At 37.7% G+C, this 18,668-nt stretch carries 11 protein-coding genes and 2 pseudogenes; 8 read left to right on the top strand and 5 right to left on the bottom strand.

From position 1 onward, the window contains the following. The first annotated feature begins 142 nt into the window (after window positions 1-142). The 3 genes from carB to ACFINK_RS00835 all read left to right on the top strand — a co-directional run bounded on the left by carB (window position 143) and on the right by ACFINK_RS00835 (window position 5,610). The gene (gene carB / locus ACFINK_RS00845) at window positions 143-3,628 is read left to right on the top strand and encodes a carbamoyl-phosphate synthase large subunit (RefSeq protein WP_375628664.1); all 3,486 of its coding nucleotides are present in this window, start codon (window positions 143-145) and stop codon (window positions 3,626-3,628) included. A gap of 247 nt (window positions 3,629-3,875) precedes the next feature. After that, window positions 3,876-4,085 (top strand): cold-shock protein, encoded by a 210-nt coding sequence (locus ACFINK_RS00840; protein ID WP_012754908.1) that lies wholly within the window; start codon window positions 3,876-3,878, stop codon window positions 4,083-4,085. Between the two features lie 322 nt (window positions 4,086-4,407). Then, the gene (locus ACFINK_RS00835; RefSeq protein WP_375612967.1) at window positions 4,408-5,610 is read left to right on the top strand and encodes a pyridoxal phosphate-dependent aminotransferase; all 1,203 of its coding nucleotides are present in this window, start codon (window positions 4,408-4,410) and stop codon (window positions 5,608-5,610) included. 1,162 nt (window positions 5,611-6,772) lie between these two features. Here the strand turns inward: ACFINK_RS00835 and ACFINK_RS00830 are convergent. Together ACFINK_RS00830 and trxB are read right to left on the bottom strand one after the other, a co-directional pair. Continuing rightward, window positions 6,773-7,678 carry a LysR family transcriptional regulator gene (locus tag ACFINK_RS00830; protein WP_273791217.1) on the bottom strand — a complete coding sequence of 302 codons (906 nt, stop codon included), beginning with the start codon at window positions 7,676-7,678 and terminating at the stop codon, window positions 6,773-6,775. A gap of 42 nt (window positions 7,679-7,720) precedes the next feature. Further along, a complete protein-coding gene (gene trxB, locus ACFINK_RS00825) occupies window positions 7,721-8,677 on the bottom strand; it encodes a thioredoxin-disulfide reductase (protein WP_375638079.1) in 957 nt (318 codons plus the stop codon). Between the two features lie 310 nt (window positions 8,678-8,987). On the opposite strand from trxB, the gene ACFINK_RS00820 reads away from it, so the two are divergent. After that, entirely contained in the window at window positions 8,988-10,382 is a 1,395-nt protein-coding gene (locus tag ACFINK_RS00820) for a TrkH family potassium uptake protein (RefSeq protein WP_375631664.1), read from the top strand. A gap of 1,213 nt (window positions 10,383-11,595) precedes the next feature. On the opposite strand, the gene ACFINK_RS00815 is transcribed toward ACFINK_RS00820, so the two are convergent. Next, on the bottom strand, window positions 11,596-12,654 hold the full coding sequence (locus tag ACFINK_RS00815; RefSeq protein WP_375628658.1) for a glycosyltransferase family 4 protein: 1,059 nt from the start codon (window positions 12,652-12,654) through the stop codon (window positions 11,596-11,598). A gap of 17 nt (window positions 12,655-12,671) precedes the next feature. Then, complete coding sequence (greA, locus tag ACFINK_RS00810; RefSeq protein ID WP_007347010.1) at window positions 12,672-13,145, bottom strand: transcription elongation factor GreA; 474 nt, start codon at window positions 13,143-13,145, stop codon at window positions 12,672-12,674. 338 nt (window positions 13,146-13,483) lie between these two features. Here greA and ACFINK_RS00805 point away from each other — a divergent pair, with 338 nt between their 5' ends. The 3 genes from ACFINK_RS00805 (at window position 13,484) to ACFINK_RS00795 (ending at window position 17,779) form a co-directional block, all read left to right on the top strand. Next, on the top strand, window positions 13,484-13,798 hold the full coding sequence (locus ACFINK_RS00805) for an SH3 domain-containing protein (protein ID WP_375612971.1): 315 nt from the start codon (window positions 13,484-13,486) through the stop codon (window positions 13,796-13,798). A gap of 258 nt (window positions 13,799-14,056) precedes the next feature. Next, the gene (gene uvrB / locus ACFINK_RS00800) at window positions 14,057-16,366 is read left to right on the top strand and encodes an excinuclease ABC subunit UvrB (protein ID WP_375612972.1); all 2,310 of its coding nucleotides are present in this window, start codon (window positions 14,057-14,059) and stop codon (window positions 16,364-16,366) included. Window positions 16,367-16,996: 630 nt separating this feature from the next. Then, window positions 16,997-17,779: a BA14K family protein gene (locus ACFINK_RS00795; RefSeq protein ID WP_375638078.1), complete on the top strand. Its 783-nt coding sequence runs from the start codon at window positions 16,997-16,999 to the stop codon at window positions 17,777-17,779. A gap of 68 nt (window positions 17,780-17,847) precedes the next feature. Here ACFINK_RS00795 and ACFINK_RS00790 read toward each other — a convergent pair. After that, window positions 17,848-18,159, bottom strand: a pseudogene (locus ACFINK_RS00790) (MBL fold metallo-hydrolase); the annotation flags it as partial. 4 nt (window positions 18,160-18,163) lie between these two features. On the opposite strand from ACFINK_RS00790, the pseudogene ACFINK_RS00785 reads away from it, so the two are divergent. Then, window positions 18,164-18,562, top strand: a pseudogene (locus ACFINK_RS00785) (sensor histidine kinase); the annotation flags it as partial. Between the last annotated feature and the right edge of the window lie 106 nt (window positions 18,563-18,668).

The raw sequence follows: 18,668 nt of genomic DNA, 5'->3' as shown, positions 1-18,668 counted from the left end.
TCAATTTTATGAAAAAAAGCATGGAAAAGGTATTTTAATGCTTACTTTCTTTTTCACTTAACTTATAAAATGACGGTAGCCTCAGAACTAAAATATTTTGCCCGCAACAATCACACACAGATATTTGTCATAGGAAAAAGTCATGCCCAAACGCACAGATATAAAATCTATTCTTATCATCGGAGCAGGACCTATTATCATTGGTCAGGCATGTGAATTTGATTATTCAGGCACTCAAGCCTGTAAAGCATTAAAAGAAGAAGGTTACCGAATTATTTTGGTAAATTCTAATCCTGCCACGATTATGACAGATCCAGATCTAGCTGATGCAACTTATATAGAGCCCATTACTCCTGAAATAGTTGCCAAAATTATTGCTCACGAGCGTCCCGATGCCCTTTTGCCCACTATGGGAGGACAAACAGCCCTCAATACTGCTTTATCATTAAAGCGTATGGGTATTCTAGACCGCTATCATGTTGAAATGATAGGAGCCAATGCTGATGCTATTGATAAAGCTGAAGATCGTGCTTTATTCCGCCAAGCGATGGCAAAAATCGGTTTGGAAACGCCACGCTCTATGTTAGCCAATGCAACAGAACTGAAAGAAGAAAATCGCCAACAACACGCAAAAACGTGTGCTGAACTTAAAGCAAAACTTTCTGGTGCTGCGCTTGACAAAGCACTCGAAGAACTTGAGCGCAACTGGCGACATACCGAAGCTGATCGCAAACAACATTATATCGCTCATGCAACAGCAAAAGCAGTTCAAGCTCTTGATGTTGTTGGGCTTCCAGCTATTATTCGTCCTTCATTCACCCTTGGTGGAACTGGTGGTGGAATCGCTTATAACCGCTCTGAATTCTATGAAATTATTGAACGTGGGCTTGAAGCTTCACCAACAACAGAAGTATTAATTGAAGAAAGTGTTTTAGGGTGGAAAGAATATGAGATGGAAGTTGTTCGTGATAAGAACGACAACTGTATCATCGTTTGTTCTATTGAAAACATTGATCCAATGGGGATTCATACCGGTGATTCGATCACTGTAGCACCTGCTCTCACCTTAACCGATAAAGAATATCAATGTATGCGTAATGCTTCGATTGCTGTTTTGCGAGAAATTGGTGTTGAAACGGGGGGATCCAATGTACAGTTTGCTGTCAATCCTGAAAATGGGCGCCTCATTGTTATTGAAATGAATCCGCGTGTTTCTCGCTCTTCAGCGCTTGCCTCAAAAGCAACGGGGTTTCCCATTGCCAAAGTAGCGGCTAAACTGGCTGTTGGTTATACACTTGATGAATTAAAAAATGATATCACGGGTGGTGCAACACCAGCATCATTTGAACCTTCTATTGACTATATTGTGACAAAAATTCCTCGTTTTGCGTTCGAAAAATTTCCCGGTTCATCACCTGTCCTCACAACTGCGATGAAATCTGTAGGAGAAGTCATGGCAATTGGACGCACTTTTCAAGAATCGTTACAAAAAGCACTCCGTGGACTTGAAACAGGGCTTACGGGTCTTGATGAAATTGTGATTCCAGAGCATGCTGAAGGTGATGAAAAAAGTTCTATACGCTCAGCCATTGCCATACCAAGCCCTGATCGTCTACGCTATATTGCTCAAGCCATGCGCACAGGCTTACCCTTAAATGAGATTCACCAAATTAGCAAAATTGATCCGTGGTTTTTAGAACAAATAGCCTCCATCATTGAAATGGAGCAGCGTATCCGCATTCATGGATTACCCCAAGACGCAGATAATTTACGTATGTTAAAAGCTATGGGCTTTTCAGATGCGCGATTAGCCTCCCTTACAGGGAAAGAACCCGATTATATCGCAGCTTTACGTAAATCACTGAATGTTAAACACGTCTTCAAACGGATTGATACTTGTGCCGCTGAATTTTCTTCTCCTACAGCCTATATGTATTCAACATATGAAGTTCCCTTTGCAGGTGTAGAGCACTCGGAAGCACACGTTTCTGAACGCAAAAAAATTGCTATTTTAGGCGGTGGACCAAACCGCATTGGGCAAGGTATTGAATTTGATTACTGTTGCTGCCACGCTGCTTTTGCACTGCGTGATGCAGGATTTGAAGCGATTATGATTAACTGTAATCCTGAAACAGTTTCAACCGACTATGATACCTCTGATCGCCTTTACTTTGAATCTTTAACAACAGAAGACGTTATCGCTATTTTAGAAGCAGAACAGGAAAAAGGAGATTTGGTTGGAGTCATCGTCCAATTTGGCGGACAAACACCCTTGAAATTGGCAAGCGCTCTAGAAAAACACAATATCCCCATCCTAGGTACTTCACCTGACGCTATCGACTTAGCAGAAGATAGAGACCGCTTTCAAAAACTGTTATTTAAACTTAATTTAACACAACCTCAAAATGGTATTGCCCACTCCATTGAACAAGCACGCCTCATTGCCCACGAACTAGGCTTCCCTTTGGTTGTACGTCCCTCTTATGTTTTAGGAGGACGTGCTATGCAAATTATTCGTGATGAACGTAGCTTACAAAATTATTTACTTGAGAGTGTCCCTGAATTAATTTCAGAAGATATCAAAGTCCGTTATCCTAACGACACAACAGGACAAATCAATATATTGCTTGGTAAAAATCCGCTTCTCTTTGATACCTATTTAACAGAAGCAATTGAAGTAGATGTTGATTGTCTATGTGATGGTAACGAAACACTAATCGTTGGTATTATGGAACATATTGAAGAAGCTGGTATCCACTCTGGTGATTCAGCATGTTCTCTACCAGTCCATACGCTCTCAAATAAAATAGTTACTGAATTAGAGCGCCAAACCAAAGCATTAGCACAAGCACTTCATGTTCGCGGCTTAATGAATGTACAATATGCTATAAAAGATGACACCATTTATGTCTTAGAAGTCAATCCCCGTGCTTCACGTACTGTCCCATTTGTTGCAAAAACGATTGGTCGCCCTATTGCTAAAATGGCTGCACGTATTATGGCAGGAGAAACGCTTCATGATGCTCTTGAAGCTTATGGTGGATTACCTTCTTTGCAAAAAAAACAACATATTGCCGTCAAGGAAGCAGTATTTCCTTTTGCTCGTTTTTCAGGTGTTGATACACTTCTTGGTCCAGAAATGCGCTCAACCGGTGAAGTTATGGGACTTGACTATGAATTTTCGCTTGCTTTTGCTAAAGCCCAACTTGGAGCTGGTGTAAAACTCCCTAAAAAGGGAACTTTGTTCGTTTCTGTAAGGGATGAAGATAAAAAACGCATCTTAAATCCTGTAAAACGTTTAACTGAGCTTGGCTTTTCTGTTGTCGCCACAAGTGGAACACAAAAATTTCTCACCGAACACCACGTTGAAGCAAAAAAAATTAACAAAGTTCTAGAGGGACACCCCCATATTGAAGACGCTATTCGTAATCGCCAAATTCAATTGATTTTTAATACAACTAGCACTGCCAGTGCCATCTCAGACTCAAAATCATTACGTTATGCAGCACTCATGCAAAATGTTCCCTATTATACAACAATAGCTGGAGCCGAAGCCGTCGTAGAAGCGATCAAAGCACTCAAAAAAAGGCACCTTGAGGTACGTTCACTACAAAGTTATTTTAGTTGAATTTTTTTCTACTTAGCAAAATATACACTGTTTTCTTATTTTTTCTTTATATAAAAATTGATTAAGACTTGCTTTTTGTTCTAAAAACTTTTATAGAGGTTTCATCGAATTTTCGGTTACGTGACTTTCTTTCCTGTGCAATCTGCACTTTCGACGAAACTTCTCCCACCTAATTTCGATCTACAACCGTATTGAAGAAATGAAAGCTTCAATGCTCAATATAATTATATATTCTAAGGAGTTTCCTATGTCTACAGGAACAGTTAAGTGGTTTAATACAACAAAAGGTTTCGGATTCATTCAGCCTAGCGATGGTAGTGCAGATGTATTTGTACACATTTCTGCCGTCGAGCGTTCAGGTCTAAACAGTCTTAATGAAGGGCAAAAAATCTCTTATGATGTTCTTCAAGATCGTCGTTCAGGAAAATTTGCCGCTGGTAACCTTGCAGCACTTTAAAGTTTAAATTCTGCAATATTTTATTTAGAAATCTTCGTCTGTAAAGACGAAGATTTTTTTATTTTGTATAAAGCATTATTTTACCTTGTTAAAATAAAAGACTGCTTATCTCCTTTGCACAATTTATCAAACCTCTCTTATACTTCCTCAAAAACTTTCATAAAATCTACGAAGAGATTATCTTGTAAAATATCTCAAAAAAGAAGAATATAAAGCCCGTGTAAGAGTATTTTGGAAGTTTTTTATTGCATACAATATAATCTCTTATAGAATATCCTTAAAGCAATAACCATTTGTTGATATAATATAAGGATTTAAAATTATGGCTTTTATTGCCGACAAACTGTCTCGTATCAAACCTTCTGCAACAATTGCTGCTTCTCAAAAGGCCCGCCATTTAAAAGCATTAGGGCGCAATGTTATTGCTTTAAGTGCTGGAGAGCCAGACTTTGATACCCCAGACAACATCAAAAACGCGGCTATTGAAGCTATTCGAAGGGGAGAAACAAAATACCCTCCCATATCAGGAATTCCAGAATTGCGCCAAGCAATTTCTGCAAAGTTTAAAAGAGAAAATAATCTTCTTTACCAACCAGAACAAATTATTGTTGGTACCGGTGGAAAACAAATTCTCTTTAATGCATTCATGGCAACTTTGAATAAAGGAGATGAGGTCATCATTCCATCCCCTTATTGGGTTAGTTATCCAGAAATGGTCGCACTCAACGATGGTACGCCTGTCTTTTTAGAAACAAAAGCCGAATTTTCTTATAAACTCCAACCACAAGAGCTAGAAGCTGCCATTACCCCCAAAACCAAATGGTTCATCTTTAACTCTCCTTCAAATCCATCAGGTGCCGCTTATACACATAATGAATTGAAAAAACTTACAGATGTTTTAGTAAAATATCCTCATGTTTATATCCTTTCCGATGATATATATGAACATCTCACATATGAGGGTTTTACCTTTGTGACTCCAGCTCAAGTAGAACCAGCGCTTTATGAGCGTACACTCACAATGAATGGTGTTTCTAAAGCCTATGCGATGACGGGATGGAGAATCGGTTATGCAGGCGGACCACAAGAACTCATTAAAGCCATGGATACCATTCAAGGACAGCAAACATCTGGAACAAGTGTCATTTCACAATGGGCTGCGGTTGAAGCACTCAACGGGCCACAAGACTTTATTGCTAAAAATAAAAGTATTTTTCAAGCACGCCGTGATCTCGTTGTCTCCATGCTAAATCAAGCTCCTGGCATTCACTGTCCAACGCCTGAGGGTGCTTTTTATGTTTATCCTTCTTGCACCGGACTTATTGGAAAGAAAACACCCAATGGTCAACGTATTACGAATGATGAAGACTTTGCCATAGCGCTTCTAGAAACAGAAGCTGTTGCTGTCGTCCAAGGATCTGCTTTTGGACTTGGATCAACTTTTCGTATTTCTTATGCAACATCAGAAGAATTACTTGAAAAAGCTTGTATACGTATACAGCGTTTTTGCAACAGTTTAATTTAAAATTTTTAATATCATCTCTTGTGATTGTTTTTTGCCGAATGTTAGTATATCCGAGAAAATATCTGAAACTGTGTCATGGTCTAAATCTATCGATTCAGCAAAAATATCTATGAATAAACACAAAAATAGATGCTGTAGATAAAGATCAAAAAAATTTAGCTATCAAATAAATGAATCGGTCTATTATCATAAGAGATGACAAGCCTATTCTACTTTCTCCATTCAATTTATAACTCTAAAAAAGACCGAGCACTTTTAAACACAATTGCCCTTATAATCAAAGGCCCTTACAATAAAATCTCTTCTATTTCTCAGCTTCTTCTTCGTCCTAAAACGAAGAAGAAGCCACCTCCCATCGTTGTGTAAGCAATCCAGTTTCCTTTAAGTTCTATTTAATAACTACTTGATTTACTTCATAGGCTTTATGAACAAGACCTGCCTTAAATATTCACCTCACATTCTAATAAAAAGCACTTCATGTATAAGGTTTTAAATATTTTATATCACACCCCTAAAAGACAGACTTTTACAGTACAATAGAATATCCCCTCTCAAACTCCTCATTGAATTTTAGTATTCTTAAAAAAATTGTTGGATATCCACCAGTTTCGAAATTTTTTCTTTATCATCTTCCCATATATTGCAATTTCTAGGGACTCTTTCAAAAATTTAAAAAAAAGCCGGACATATGTCCGGCAAATTTGGAAAATCCTCAGAGATAAAATCAATCTGATAGATCTTCGTAAGGGAACACTCAAGAAAACGAAACTGGGAGGCAACATAATCAAGAGATAGTATTCTATGTCATTTTATAAGGAAAAGCACAATAAAGACTTAAGCGTATCTGCTATGCAATAAACACATAGCTTTAAATTTGTCTCCATCATGTACCACTCTCTTTAATTAAATAGTAAAAATGTTAACTACACCATCACACGATTGTCCATTTTTCAATATATAATAACCCTCACGGTTGCTAGTATTCATAAAAAACATTTATCCCTCTTTTCAAAAATATTTACCCGTACGGACTCCCTCCACTTTTAATGTGCAACAAATAATTTTAATTGATTCAATATAGGCAAATTTGAAACGAAAGAATATTACGGGAGTCTCAAGTTGCAAAACAGCTAATTATTCCTTATAAATTAAGATATTAATATTAAAAAGACCACTGGCGAGCTTTTAAAAAAATATAATCTCGAAAAGCATTTAACCTTGCCAAATTCTTTAAATTATAAGGATAACAAAAAAAAGTATCAAAAGAAGGAATATCAACCATATCAGGAAAAAGACGCACTAAATGCTCATCATTATTGACGATATAATCAGGAAGCACAGCAATCCCAAGATCACGCATAAGCGCATTCTTTATTGAGATGATATTGTTGATTTGTAAAACTGAAACGCGCAATGATCCATCACTTCTACCAGCCTTTTCCAACCAATTTAAACCAGACAAATAAGGTGGAACAGGTTCACCGAACGAAATAATACGATGCTCATCGAGATCAGACAATTTTTCCGGCTTTCCATAATTTGCAATATACTTTTCCGAAGCATAGACATGCATATGAATTGTAAAGAGTTTTCTTTGTATAAGATCAGGTTGTTTGGGTTGATGTAAGCGAACAGCACAATCCGCATGACACATTGTCAAATCAAGCTCTTCATCGGAAAGCAAAAGCTGAACCTGCATATCAGGATAAAGACTAAGAAATTCTGGCATACGCTCTGCAATCCACCCTGCCCCCATTCCAAAGGTCGAGGTCACACGCAAGTGCCCCGTTGGTTTTGCATAGCTTTCACTTAATTGCAAACGCACACTTTCAAGCTTCATCAAAACATCATGAGCTGTACGATAAAGAGTTTCTCCCTGTTCTGTAAGAATCAAACCACGCGCATGACGTTGAAATAAGGATACCCCAACCTCTTGTTCTAAAGCCGAAACCTGTCGTGAAACGGCTGATTGAGATAAATGAAGTTTTTGAGCAGCATGCGTAAAAGATCCCGCTTCTGCTGCAGCGTGAAAAACCCTTAACTTATCCCAATCCAACGGTGGCGCCACAATTAATTCTACCTCTATATTCTCTATGTTCTCAATGAATGACTAACGCCTGGGTATATCCAAAAACCGTTCTGCTTCCAACGCTGCCATACATCCTCTTCCCGCAGCTGTTACAGCTTGGCGGAATGTTTCATCTGTCACATCCCCAGCAGCAAAAACACCAGCAATGCTTGTTGCTGTTGAGTCGGGTGCTGTCCATAAATAGCCGCCTCGTTTTTGTTTCAGCTGTCCTTCAAACAGAGAAACAGCAGGATCATGCCCAATGGCAATAAATATGCCCTCTGCATTCACTTTCATCTCGTGACCTGTCTTAACATTTTTCAGACGTGCCCCTGTTACAACAGCGCCCATTGAATCTTGAGCTGGCAGCCCCACAATTTCTTCAACCACATGATCCCAAAGAACACGCACATTATTACAAGCCAGCAACCTATCTTGTAAAATTTTTTCTGCCCGAAACTGCCCCCGCCTGTGAACCACGCTTACACTTTTAGCCAAATGCGATAAATAAAGTGCTTCTTCAACAGCCGTATTTCCTCCTCCCACGACAATAACGTCCTTATCACGATAAAAAAAGCCATCACATGTAGCACAAGCGGAAACACCTCCGCCCATAAAGGTCTGTTCACTTTCTAAACCAAGCCAGCGCGCTTGAGCTCCTGTTGCAATAATCAGTGCATCACAAGAATATTGTGTTCCTGAATCCCCATATAAGACAAAAGGATACTTCAACAAATCAGCCTTTATAATTGTATCATAAACAATTTTTGTCCCCATATTCTCAGCTTGTTTTGCCATTTGTTCCATCAACCATGGTCCTTGAATGGGATCTGCAAAACCTGGATAATTCTCAACATCAGTTGTAATTGTCAATTGTCCCCCCTGCTGCAAGCCCGTCACCAAAACAGGCTTAAGCATTGCTCTTGCTGCATAGACCGCCGCTGTATAACCAGCCGGACCTGAGCCAATAATCAGCAGACGAATATGCGATTGTACCATTAAATCCCCTTCACTTTATTATAAATTAATTATTCTATAAATGATAACGGAATGCAGCCTTTTAAAAAAATATTTTTCAAGAGCCCTAATTATGTTATGTATACTTCTTTTCAAGTTTTATGAAAAGGTCTGATTACTAATTCATCAAGGCACGCTAATGTTAAGAATTAATCCTTATCCTATAAAGAGAAAAATGTAACTTCTTATGAGCACAAAACCATAATAAAAAGAGATACAAAGATAGGGAACGATCATTTTTCAATTTATTATCAATGTCTGTGCACGTTTTGCCTTAATCATGGGAGGAGCAATGCTTTTGCCAATTTTTGTGGATTTGCACGACAACAATCGTAATTGGATAAGCTTTCTCTATTCTTGTGCCATAACCACCATGTTAGCAACGCTGATTCTTTTAGCAACTAAGGGAGCTACTTGTCGCTTTTCAGCACGGCTTGGCTTTATGCTCACTGTTTGTCTTTGGCTTACAGGAAGCATCGTAGGTGCCTTACCTCTTTATCTTTCTCCTCTTCCCATTTCTCTAGCAGGAGCCATTTTTGAATCTGTTTCTGGAATTACAACAACAGGCTCCACAGTCCTTTCTGATCTTGATAATTTATCGCGAAGTATTTTATTATGGCGTTCTCTTATATGCTGGATTGGGGGCATTGGTTTTATCGGTTTAGCCCTCTTAATTTTGCCTTCACTGCGTGTGGGTGGCGTGCGACTTTTTCATATGGAATCATCTGATAAATCTGAAAAAATATTGCCTCGCATCAACCAAATTGCTAACGGAATTATCATCGCTTATGTTGGGTTAACATTGGCTTGTATGCTTTCTTATTTTGCTGCAGGCATGAATTTATTTGATGCCATTAACCATGCAATGAGTACAGTAGCAACAGCTGGTTTTTCAACGCATGATGCTTCTTTTGGCTATTTTTCTGATACACCAGCCATCTTAATTATTTCAACAATCTTCATGTTGCTTTCTGCTTTACCTTTCGTACTTTATGTTAAATTAGTCCTTCCTGGACACTCTAAACGCTTCCTTGACCCACAAGTGATTGTTTTTCTCCATATCGTTCTCCTTTTCAGCTTTGCTTTAGCGGCATGGCTACGGTTTTATGATCATCGCGCGTTCCACTTGATTTTCCTTGATGTCATTTTTCACCTTTCATCCATTATTAGCACCACCGGTTACAGCGCTGAAGATTATCAACTTTGGGGACCGTTTGCGCTTGGAATTTTCTTTATTGTTTCTTTTACAGGCGGATGTGCTGGTTCTACTTCTGGTGGCATGAAAATCAATCGCCTCATTATTCTTTGGCGTATTACACAAACAAATATAGAAAAACTTCTTTCTCCTAATGTCGTTGTAAAAGCGCGCTACGATCACTCAAATATATCAAATGATGTTGCTCAAGCCGTTTTGTTTTTTGTCTGTCTTTATATGTTTTGCCTTGTTATCGGCACTGCACTTTTGCTTACAACCGGTCTTGACTTTACCTCTGCCTTTACGGGGGTCTTAACCGCACTTTCAAATGTTGGTCCAGGCTTTGGAGATATTATTGGCCCCACTGGTAATTTCTCTACAATCAACGATCATGCTTTATGGATTTTAAGTTTTCTAATGTTAGCTGGACGCCTTGAAATCATAACAATATTCGTCCTTTTTATTCCCGCTTTCTGGCGTGAACAATTCTAATGTATAGAGTATTTTATGCTACCATGATAAAAAATTGACAAGATAAAAAGGCGAGAACAGTATGCGTCATAATATTCACCCCTTACTCAATCCACTGAAGATTTTCTAAAATTTCCATACAAATCATCATATCAATGATATAAAAATAATTCAACAAAAACAATCAAATACCAATATTTTCAAAGCCATAACATATAAAACTTCACTTTATTGATCTTCTTTATCAAATAAAGTGGACGCATAGAACATTCTTTTTTAGGAATAATCTCTCATGCAAAAAATATGAATATTTGCTGATAAAAGTGTTTTTTCTCTTTAATAGAGTTACACCCTTATAGAAAAAAATGCTATTATATTACGAACTCACAAGCTTGTAAAAAACATCTCACAATACTCATCACCCCCATTTCACGACAGCCCTCATGAAAGATATAAAATGGGCACCATCATTTTTACTTAAATAACAATAAGGTGCAAGTCGGTACCAAAAAATAAGATATAAATTAGTACCACCATATTATTTTCTTTCTATTAATGTCGTAACAGCCTGCATTTCAGACAATTTATAAGAAATCTCTTTACACCCTGTCTTCAATAGTTTTTATCCACCACATGCCTTCTTCCAATTGTGATGTACAAGAAGATAGCTCTCATTGTTAATATCAACAGATTTTACATGAGAAAATCTTACGGTACTCAAAGCTCTTATTCAAATTGAAAAGGTAAATTATCTATAAAAATCATATATATATATATTGATCTTAAATCCATCTTATTATGAATTTATTGAAAATATGTACGACTATTTCATCCATGGAGATACCATCATTATCTTTTTAAGACAAGAAAACGTTTTTTTTTGCTATCTATTTAAGTCTTACAAAACGAACAATATCAGCACGACCCCGTATAAGATAGTGCATAAATCCCCAGACTTGAGTTAAAGCATTATTTTCTTATTCTAAAATATCAATGAATAAAAGTAGCTTTCTTCTCTCCTAGTATGCTTTATCATAAACTACATATCGCTCTCAAGCGTATACATTTTTAATATTTTATCCAAAATTTTGAGAACTTTTTATAGCGTGCTACTAAAGACAATATAAATTTTGTAAAATAACATTTATATCATTGAGCTGTTTTCTTAATGACTATGAAAAACCTTTAAGAAAAATACTTTTATCATTCCTCAAAAAGATTTTTGATATAATAATCAAAGTGTTTTTTCTGCAAACAGTTCTTTGTAAACACTTTCAATCTTGCTTGCCTCTTTTTCCAAAGGAAAGTGAGTACGAACATGGGTTAAAGCTTTCTTTCCGGCTGCCAATGTTTTTTCTACATCAGCAAAATAAGGTTCAATTGCTGCTGTTAAAGCCGCTCCATCTCCTGCTTGAACAACCGTTCCTGTTCCCTCGACCACCAATTCTTTAAAAATTCCTACATCACTCGCCACTACAGCCGTCTGTGATGCCATTGCCTCCAATGGTGTCAGACCAAAACCTTCCAAACGAGACGGAGTTACATAAAGTGATAAACGGCGATACCACACAGGTATATCAAGCCTTTCACCAAGAAAAATAATGCGGTCGTTTAAACCAGCTTCAGCAATCTTCTGTCGTAATTTCTTTTCAAAACCATAATGCTGTTCTGTAGTCCGACCAGCGATAAGTGCTGTCCATTCGGGATAGTCAGGCAATAATGCTATCATCGCGTCCACAAACAAATCAGTACCCTTTAAATAGCGCACGCGCCCAAAACATCCTACCGCATATTTTCCTGGCACCCCAGTTGCTGGAAAGTAATCATCAGGAATTTTGGGGGGTGAAAAACGCCTAATATCCACTCCATGCATAATAACCTTATGAGGCACTTCTAGATAGGTTCCCGTACATACACTAGTAGCGATAACTTTATCCATACGACGAAGCAACCATTTGGTAAAAGGCTTGTGTTCGCGTCGAGATGCCGAAGTAAAGATGAGTTTAAGCTTCATTCGCAAAACATCGCGTAAAAACACCCCGCAAAGCATCTCAATATTGCGTCGTGCATGCCAAATACGAAATGGCTTCCCTTTCGGACTTTTCCAAAGTCCGAAAAGGTCCTTAAAGGCAAGTGTCGGTAAAGTTCGTGGTAAACCAAACCCCAAAGTGGATATACGCACACCCTGTTCGCGTTGCAGTGGAATAAGCTGAATAATCGTAGATGTTACTCCCGACAAACGCCTTTTAAAGTGAGGCGCAATAATTTCAGTTTCGTCCAAAGATACACGCATAATAATCCATATGTTATTTAGATGTACTGAACCTTAATGATCTCGTAATTATGCGCACCACCTGGTGCATTCACCTCAATCACATCACCTTCTTGCTTGCCAATAAGTGCACGTGCGATAGGCGAAGAAATAGAGATTTTACCAACCTTTACATCAGCTTCTTGATCCCCTACGATCTGATACACTTTTTTTTCCTCAGTATCCTCATCCAAGAGTTTAATGGTTGCACCAAATTTTATTTTGTCACCTGAAAGACGCGAGACATCTATAACTTCTGCTCGTGCGATATAATCTTCAAGCTCATTTATACGCCCCTCATTATGACTTTGTGCTTCTTTAGCTGCATGATACTCAGCATTTTCAGATAAATCACCATGCGCACGCGCCTCAGAAATTGCTTCAATAATTCGCGGACGCTCCTGTTGTTGACGCCAACGCAACTCTTCTTTAAGACTCTCAAAACCAGCTGTAGTCATCGGAACTTTTTCCATAATCCGTCCCTTTCTATTACACGGAAGGTTTAATAAAAATACAAAAAACGGCTTCCAAAATTACTTTTGGAATCCGAAAACTACGATCTTTTTTATTATATAGTACAGTATCGCTGTTTTCCATATAAAAATAAATAAAGGAAACAAAACATGCACAAATAGTGATTAAAACATCTCATTTTGGTGTTTAAAACGTTAAACTTCACTCTTCTCTTTAAAGTGTCCTAAAGAAGAAAGAATTGTATTTTTTTCTGTTTTATCATAATCTAGTAAAAGAAATTATATAGAATATGAAGAGAGAAGGATAGAAAATCTCTAAAGAAATTCTTTACAGAAAAATGAAAAAAATCGTCATTTTTTTTATGTTTGGCTCTTTCTTTTTAGCCACAACAATATCAGAGGCAGCAGATGCTTTTGTTACGAGAAATCTTAATTTTAGAACAGGTCCCAGCACTCAATATGCACTTTGCGGCTTAATCTCTGCTGGAGAATTAGTTTTTGTTAAAAACTGTGAAGGAAATTGGTGCCATATCCGATATAACACTCAAATAGGTTGGGTGTCATCTCGTTATCTTTCATTTAAAGATGGAAATGATCTTTATCACACATATACAATGTCTTTAATGCCCAAACGTACCGATTATTCTCCATAACAGCTATAATAACTTATGCCCTCTTGAATATCATCATGGCAAAAATGCAATAGTGTTCACGAACAACCACAAATATGCTCCTTCCAAAGAAATACTTCGAAGAATTTGTCTCATAAAAAACTTGATCAATATCCTAATGAAAGCTCTAATAAACCAAAATAAATCTGTTCAATAACGTTTTGCTGTTGTCGTAATAAATTTGTAAAAATTAGTATTTTCTTTAAAATCACCAGCACTTTTCTATCAAAGGATACAACAATGAAAAATGGTGTTACTGCAACAGTAGAAGCTCTTTCTGCTCTTATTGCTTCAGGTAATCCTCTTTTTAAGAATGGTGCATTATGGACACCTCACCGCCCCATTCGTCCTGAAAAATCTGAAGGTGGTATTCCATTTCAACTCGAAACATCTTTTAAACCAGCGGGAGATCAACCTCAAGCCATTAAAACTCTGGTTGAGGGAATTCAAAAAAATGAACGTACACAAGTGCTTTTGGGTGTTACCGGCTCAGGGAAAACCTATACAATGGCCAATATCATTGAAAAAACACAGCGTCCAGCTTTAATATTAGCTCCCAATAAAACTCTAGCAGCGCAGCTTTATGGGGAATTTAAAAGTTTTTTTCCCCATAATGCCGTCGAATATTTTGTTTCCTATTATGACTATTATCAACCAGAAGCCTATGTTGCACGCTCAGACACTTATATTGAAAAGGAATCCTCAATTAATGAACAAATCGACCGTATGCGCCATGCTGCAACACGCGCTGTCTTAGAGCGTGATGATGTTATTATCGTCGCATCTGTCTCCTGCATCTACGGAATTGGTTCCGTAGAAACCTATACGGCCATGACCTTCGAAATAGAAAAAGGGGACAAACTCAATCAACGAAAACTCTTGGCTGATTTAGTCTCTCAACAGTATTATCGACAAGATATCAACTTCGTTCGTGGTTCCTTTCGTGTACGAGGGGATACAATCGAAATTTTCCCTGCCCACCTCGAAGATCGTGCTTGGCGTATTTCGCTCTTTGGCGATGAAGTGGAAACAATTACGGAATTTGATCCTCTCACCGGACAAAAAACAGGCGATCTTCAATCAATTAAAATTTATGCCAACTCACACTACGTAATACCACGCCCAACACTTAACCAAGCGATGAAATCTATCAAAATGGAACTCGTTCAACGCCTCGATGAGTTGAACGAAGCTGGACGTCTTTTAGAAGCACAACGTTTAGAACAACGTACAGTTTTTGATTTGGAAATGTTGGAAACCACCGGTTCATGTCCGGGAATTGAAAATTATTCACGTTATTTAACAGGACGAAATCCCGGTGAACCACCCCCAACTTTATTCGAATATATTCCACTCAATTCTCTTGTTTTTATCGATGAAAGCCATGTAACCATTCCCCAAATTGGTGGTATGTACCGAGGTGATTTTCGCAGAAAAGCAACCTTAGCAGAATATGGTTTTCGCCTCCCTTCTTGTATGGATAACCGTCCTTTGCGCTTTGAAGAATGGGATGCTATGCGCCCACAAACGATTGCTGTCTCCGCAACACCTGGACGGTGGGAAATAGAACAATCTCACGGTACTTTTGCAGAACAAGTTATTCGCCCCACAGGGCTTGTTGACCCACCAACAGAGGTTCGTCCAGCCAAAAATCAAGTCGATGATGTTGTGAATGAAATTCGTAAAACAATTCAAAAAGGCTACCGCACACTAGTGACCGTCCTAACCAAGCGTATGGCCGAAGATTTAACGGAATATCTCCACGAACAAGGTATTCGTGTACGCTATATGCATTCCGACATTGATACATTAGAACGCATTGAAATTCTACGCGATCTTCGGCTTGGCACCTTTGATGTCCTCATCGGTATCAACTTGCTCCGAGAAGGCTTAGATATTCCAGAATGTGGTTTTGTTGCCATTCTAGATGCCGATAAAGAGGGCTTTTTGCGCTCTGAAACTTCCCTCATACAAACAATCGGACGTGCTGCACGTAACGTAGATGGCCGTGTTATCCTCTATGCAGATACGATCACTGGTTCCATAAAACGAGCCTTACAGGAGACACAAAGACGTCGACAAAAACAAATAGCCTATAATGAAGAACACCATATCACACCGAAAAGTATCAAAAAAAATATCGGAGATATTCTCAATTCAGGCTATGAAAACAACCATATTCGTACAAATATCCCTGATGTCATCGAGAAAAAAAATATGGTTGGCAACAATTTAGCATCTCATATTAAACACCTCGAAAAATTAATGCATGAAGCAGCTGCTGATCTTAATTTTGAAGAAGCAGCACACCTTCGCGATGAAATCAAACAATTACAAAAGATAGAACTAGAACTCGCGGAAAATCCCTTAACACATCATAGCGAACAATCCACCCATGAGCGCGTATTACAACCAAGTCTTTTCTCCAAACCAAACCTTGCACACATGGGACCAACCATGGACACTGGTATTTTGGAAAATCAAAAAGGAAAATCTCGTAAAAATACCCCTAATCAAGCAACAATAAAACGAAAAAAACGCAATCAATGAAGGAGCAAAAAATTTCAAACCGCATAAAATAATCTTCAGTTCTTCTAAAAAAAGACGAAAGCTCAAAAGCAAACAGCGTTATCCGAAAAATAGACAACCTCCAACATCAAGGGTGCTTCAATTTGTCTAAAACAACATGAGAGAGAACATTTTATAAAAATTTTCTAAAATATATTATCTTTATACAGTTATACTCTGATATCTAACTCAATATTATTTATCCTTACAAGAAAATATTCAAATAGGACACTGTCCTATAACACAAATAACGTAAAATAAGACTTTCTCATAGAACCATAAGCCTATGATAAAAAATGATAACTTTTATTCATATCCCTATTGTTCAATTCATATTGTACCAAACAATAAAAAATTATCCCTAAATAAAGAGTTTATATTCCATAGTAAAAAATCGTGGACTCTCAATACAAACTTATTAATTAACCTCAAGCAGAGTACATTAATTGAAATCAAAATTCTGTTATGATTTCATTTTACTGTCTCCGCGATAGATTTAACTAAATAAATTTTTATTTTTTTTGTCACAATAAAGCCCAAAATTGTTCAGGCTCTATTCAGTTTGAAACGTGTAGGATGTGAAAAATACGAATTTACACAAGGAGCATCATTATGAAAAAAGTGATCAGGTTAGCGGTATTATCAGCAATGTCAACTGTGACCGTTTTGATGCCGCTAAATGCAACGCTTGCGGATATGGCATGGAATCGTAGTGACTCTATCTCGAGAGAAATAGATGATATGATGAGGAAGATGCGTAAAGAAACAGATGATGCGATAAGGGAAATGAGGAAGAAAGCTGATATTCTGCCTTGCGGTTTTTCTCGCTCCCATTGTTCTGATAAAAAACGTAGCTTTTTATCTGATGATTTCCAAAAGTTTGTTGATGATTTCCACAAAAGTTCTGATGACGACAAGAGAAGATTTAAAGCCAAACATGAAAGGTCTGTAGCCAAACAGAGTAAGACGGAACAACAACATCATCATCACCACCACCACCATTATCATCATGTTGAAAACAAAACATATCATTACGTCGAGCGCAAAAAGACAAAACACAGTAATATTCATATAGATAACTCAGGAGATGCTTTAGCGGTGGGTATTCTTGGTCTTGCAACAGGTACGATTCTTGGTACAATTTTAAAAAAACCAGAACAGCCACAAGTGGTTTATCAAATAGTACCACAAAATCAGGTAATTTATCAAAAAGTTCCGCAAAATCAAAGAGTTTATCAAGTGCAGCAAACAGTGGCATATGAGCCACTCCAGCAATCATTAGAATCTGATTGGCTTAACTATTGCAAGAAAAAATACCGTTCCTTTAACCCTAAAACAGGGACCTTTCGAGACCGTAATGGTTTGGAACACATTTGTTATGCCCCAATAAATTAACTTCTGTTCCGTCCTACTAAAAAGTCTTAAATGGCACAAAAAAACGCTTCAAAGCGTTTTTTATTTGCTCATATATTAAAATCTTGAAGAAAAGGATTATTTTGGCGCTCATAGCCTATGCTACTTTTGGGACCATGCCCACAGATAAAACAAACATCATCGCCTAAGGGTAAAACTTTTTCTCGAAGAGATTGCATCAATTTTTCATAAGAACAGAAGGGGAAGTCCGTACGTCCAATAGAACCACGAAAGAGAACATCACCCAAGAGGGCTAAGCGCTCTTTTTCATTGAAATAAATAACATGACCAGGGGAATGCCTCAGTGTATGTAAAACCCTAAACTTATGTCCAGCAAAATACACACACTCACCATCTTCTAACTATATCGAACAACGCACCACGATGCTTTCGGGTGTAAGCCATGATTTAAGAACCATTCTCACCCGTTTTAAACTTCAGCAAACATTAGCAAATACTGACTTTGATATTAAGCAGCTTGAACAAGATGTGAGCGACATGCAAAATATGTTAGAAGATTACCTTGCTTTTGCCCGTAGTGAAGAAAGTGAGTGTGTTAAAACTTTTGATTTAAATGCTCTTATGCAAAAATTCTCTACCGATGCACATCTTCACAAACGCCAATTTTCCTACACCATTGAAAGCCCTACACAAATACAAGCACGTCCACGTGCCTTCACGCGTCTCATCAGCAATATTGTGTCAAATGCATTTTGTCATGCCAATACTGTCAAACTAACAGCCATATCCCAACAAGAATGTTTCCCATATATCAAAAAAGTTCCCGCAATATATTATATTTATACAGTTATAATATGATATCGAACTCAATATTTAGCCTCACAAGAGAGTAGTCAAACAGGACTGTATT

Origin of the sequence: Bartonella sp. AA16NXGY (genome assembly GCF_042197325.1) — a bacterium.
Taxonomy (GTDB): Bacteria; Pseudomonadota; Alphaproteobacteria; order Rhizobiales; family Rhizobiaceae; genus Bartonella.
This window is presented reverse-complemented; position numbering and strand designations above follow the sequence as displayed.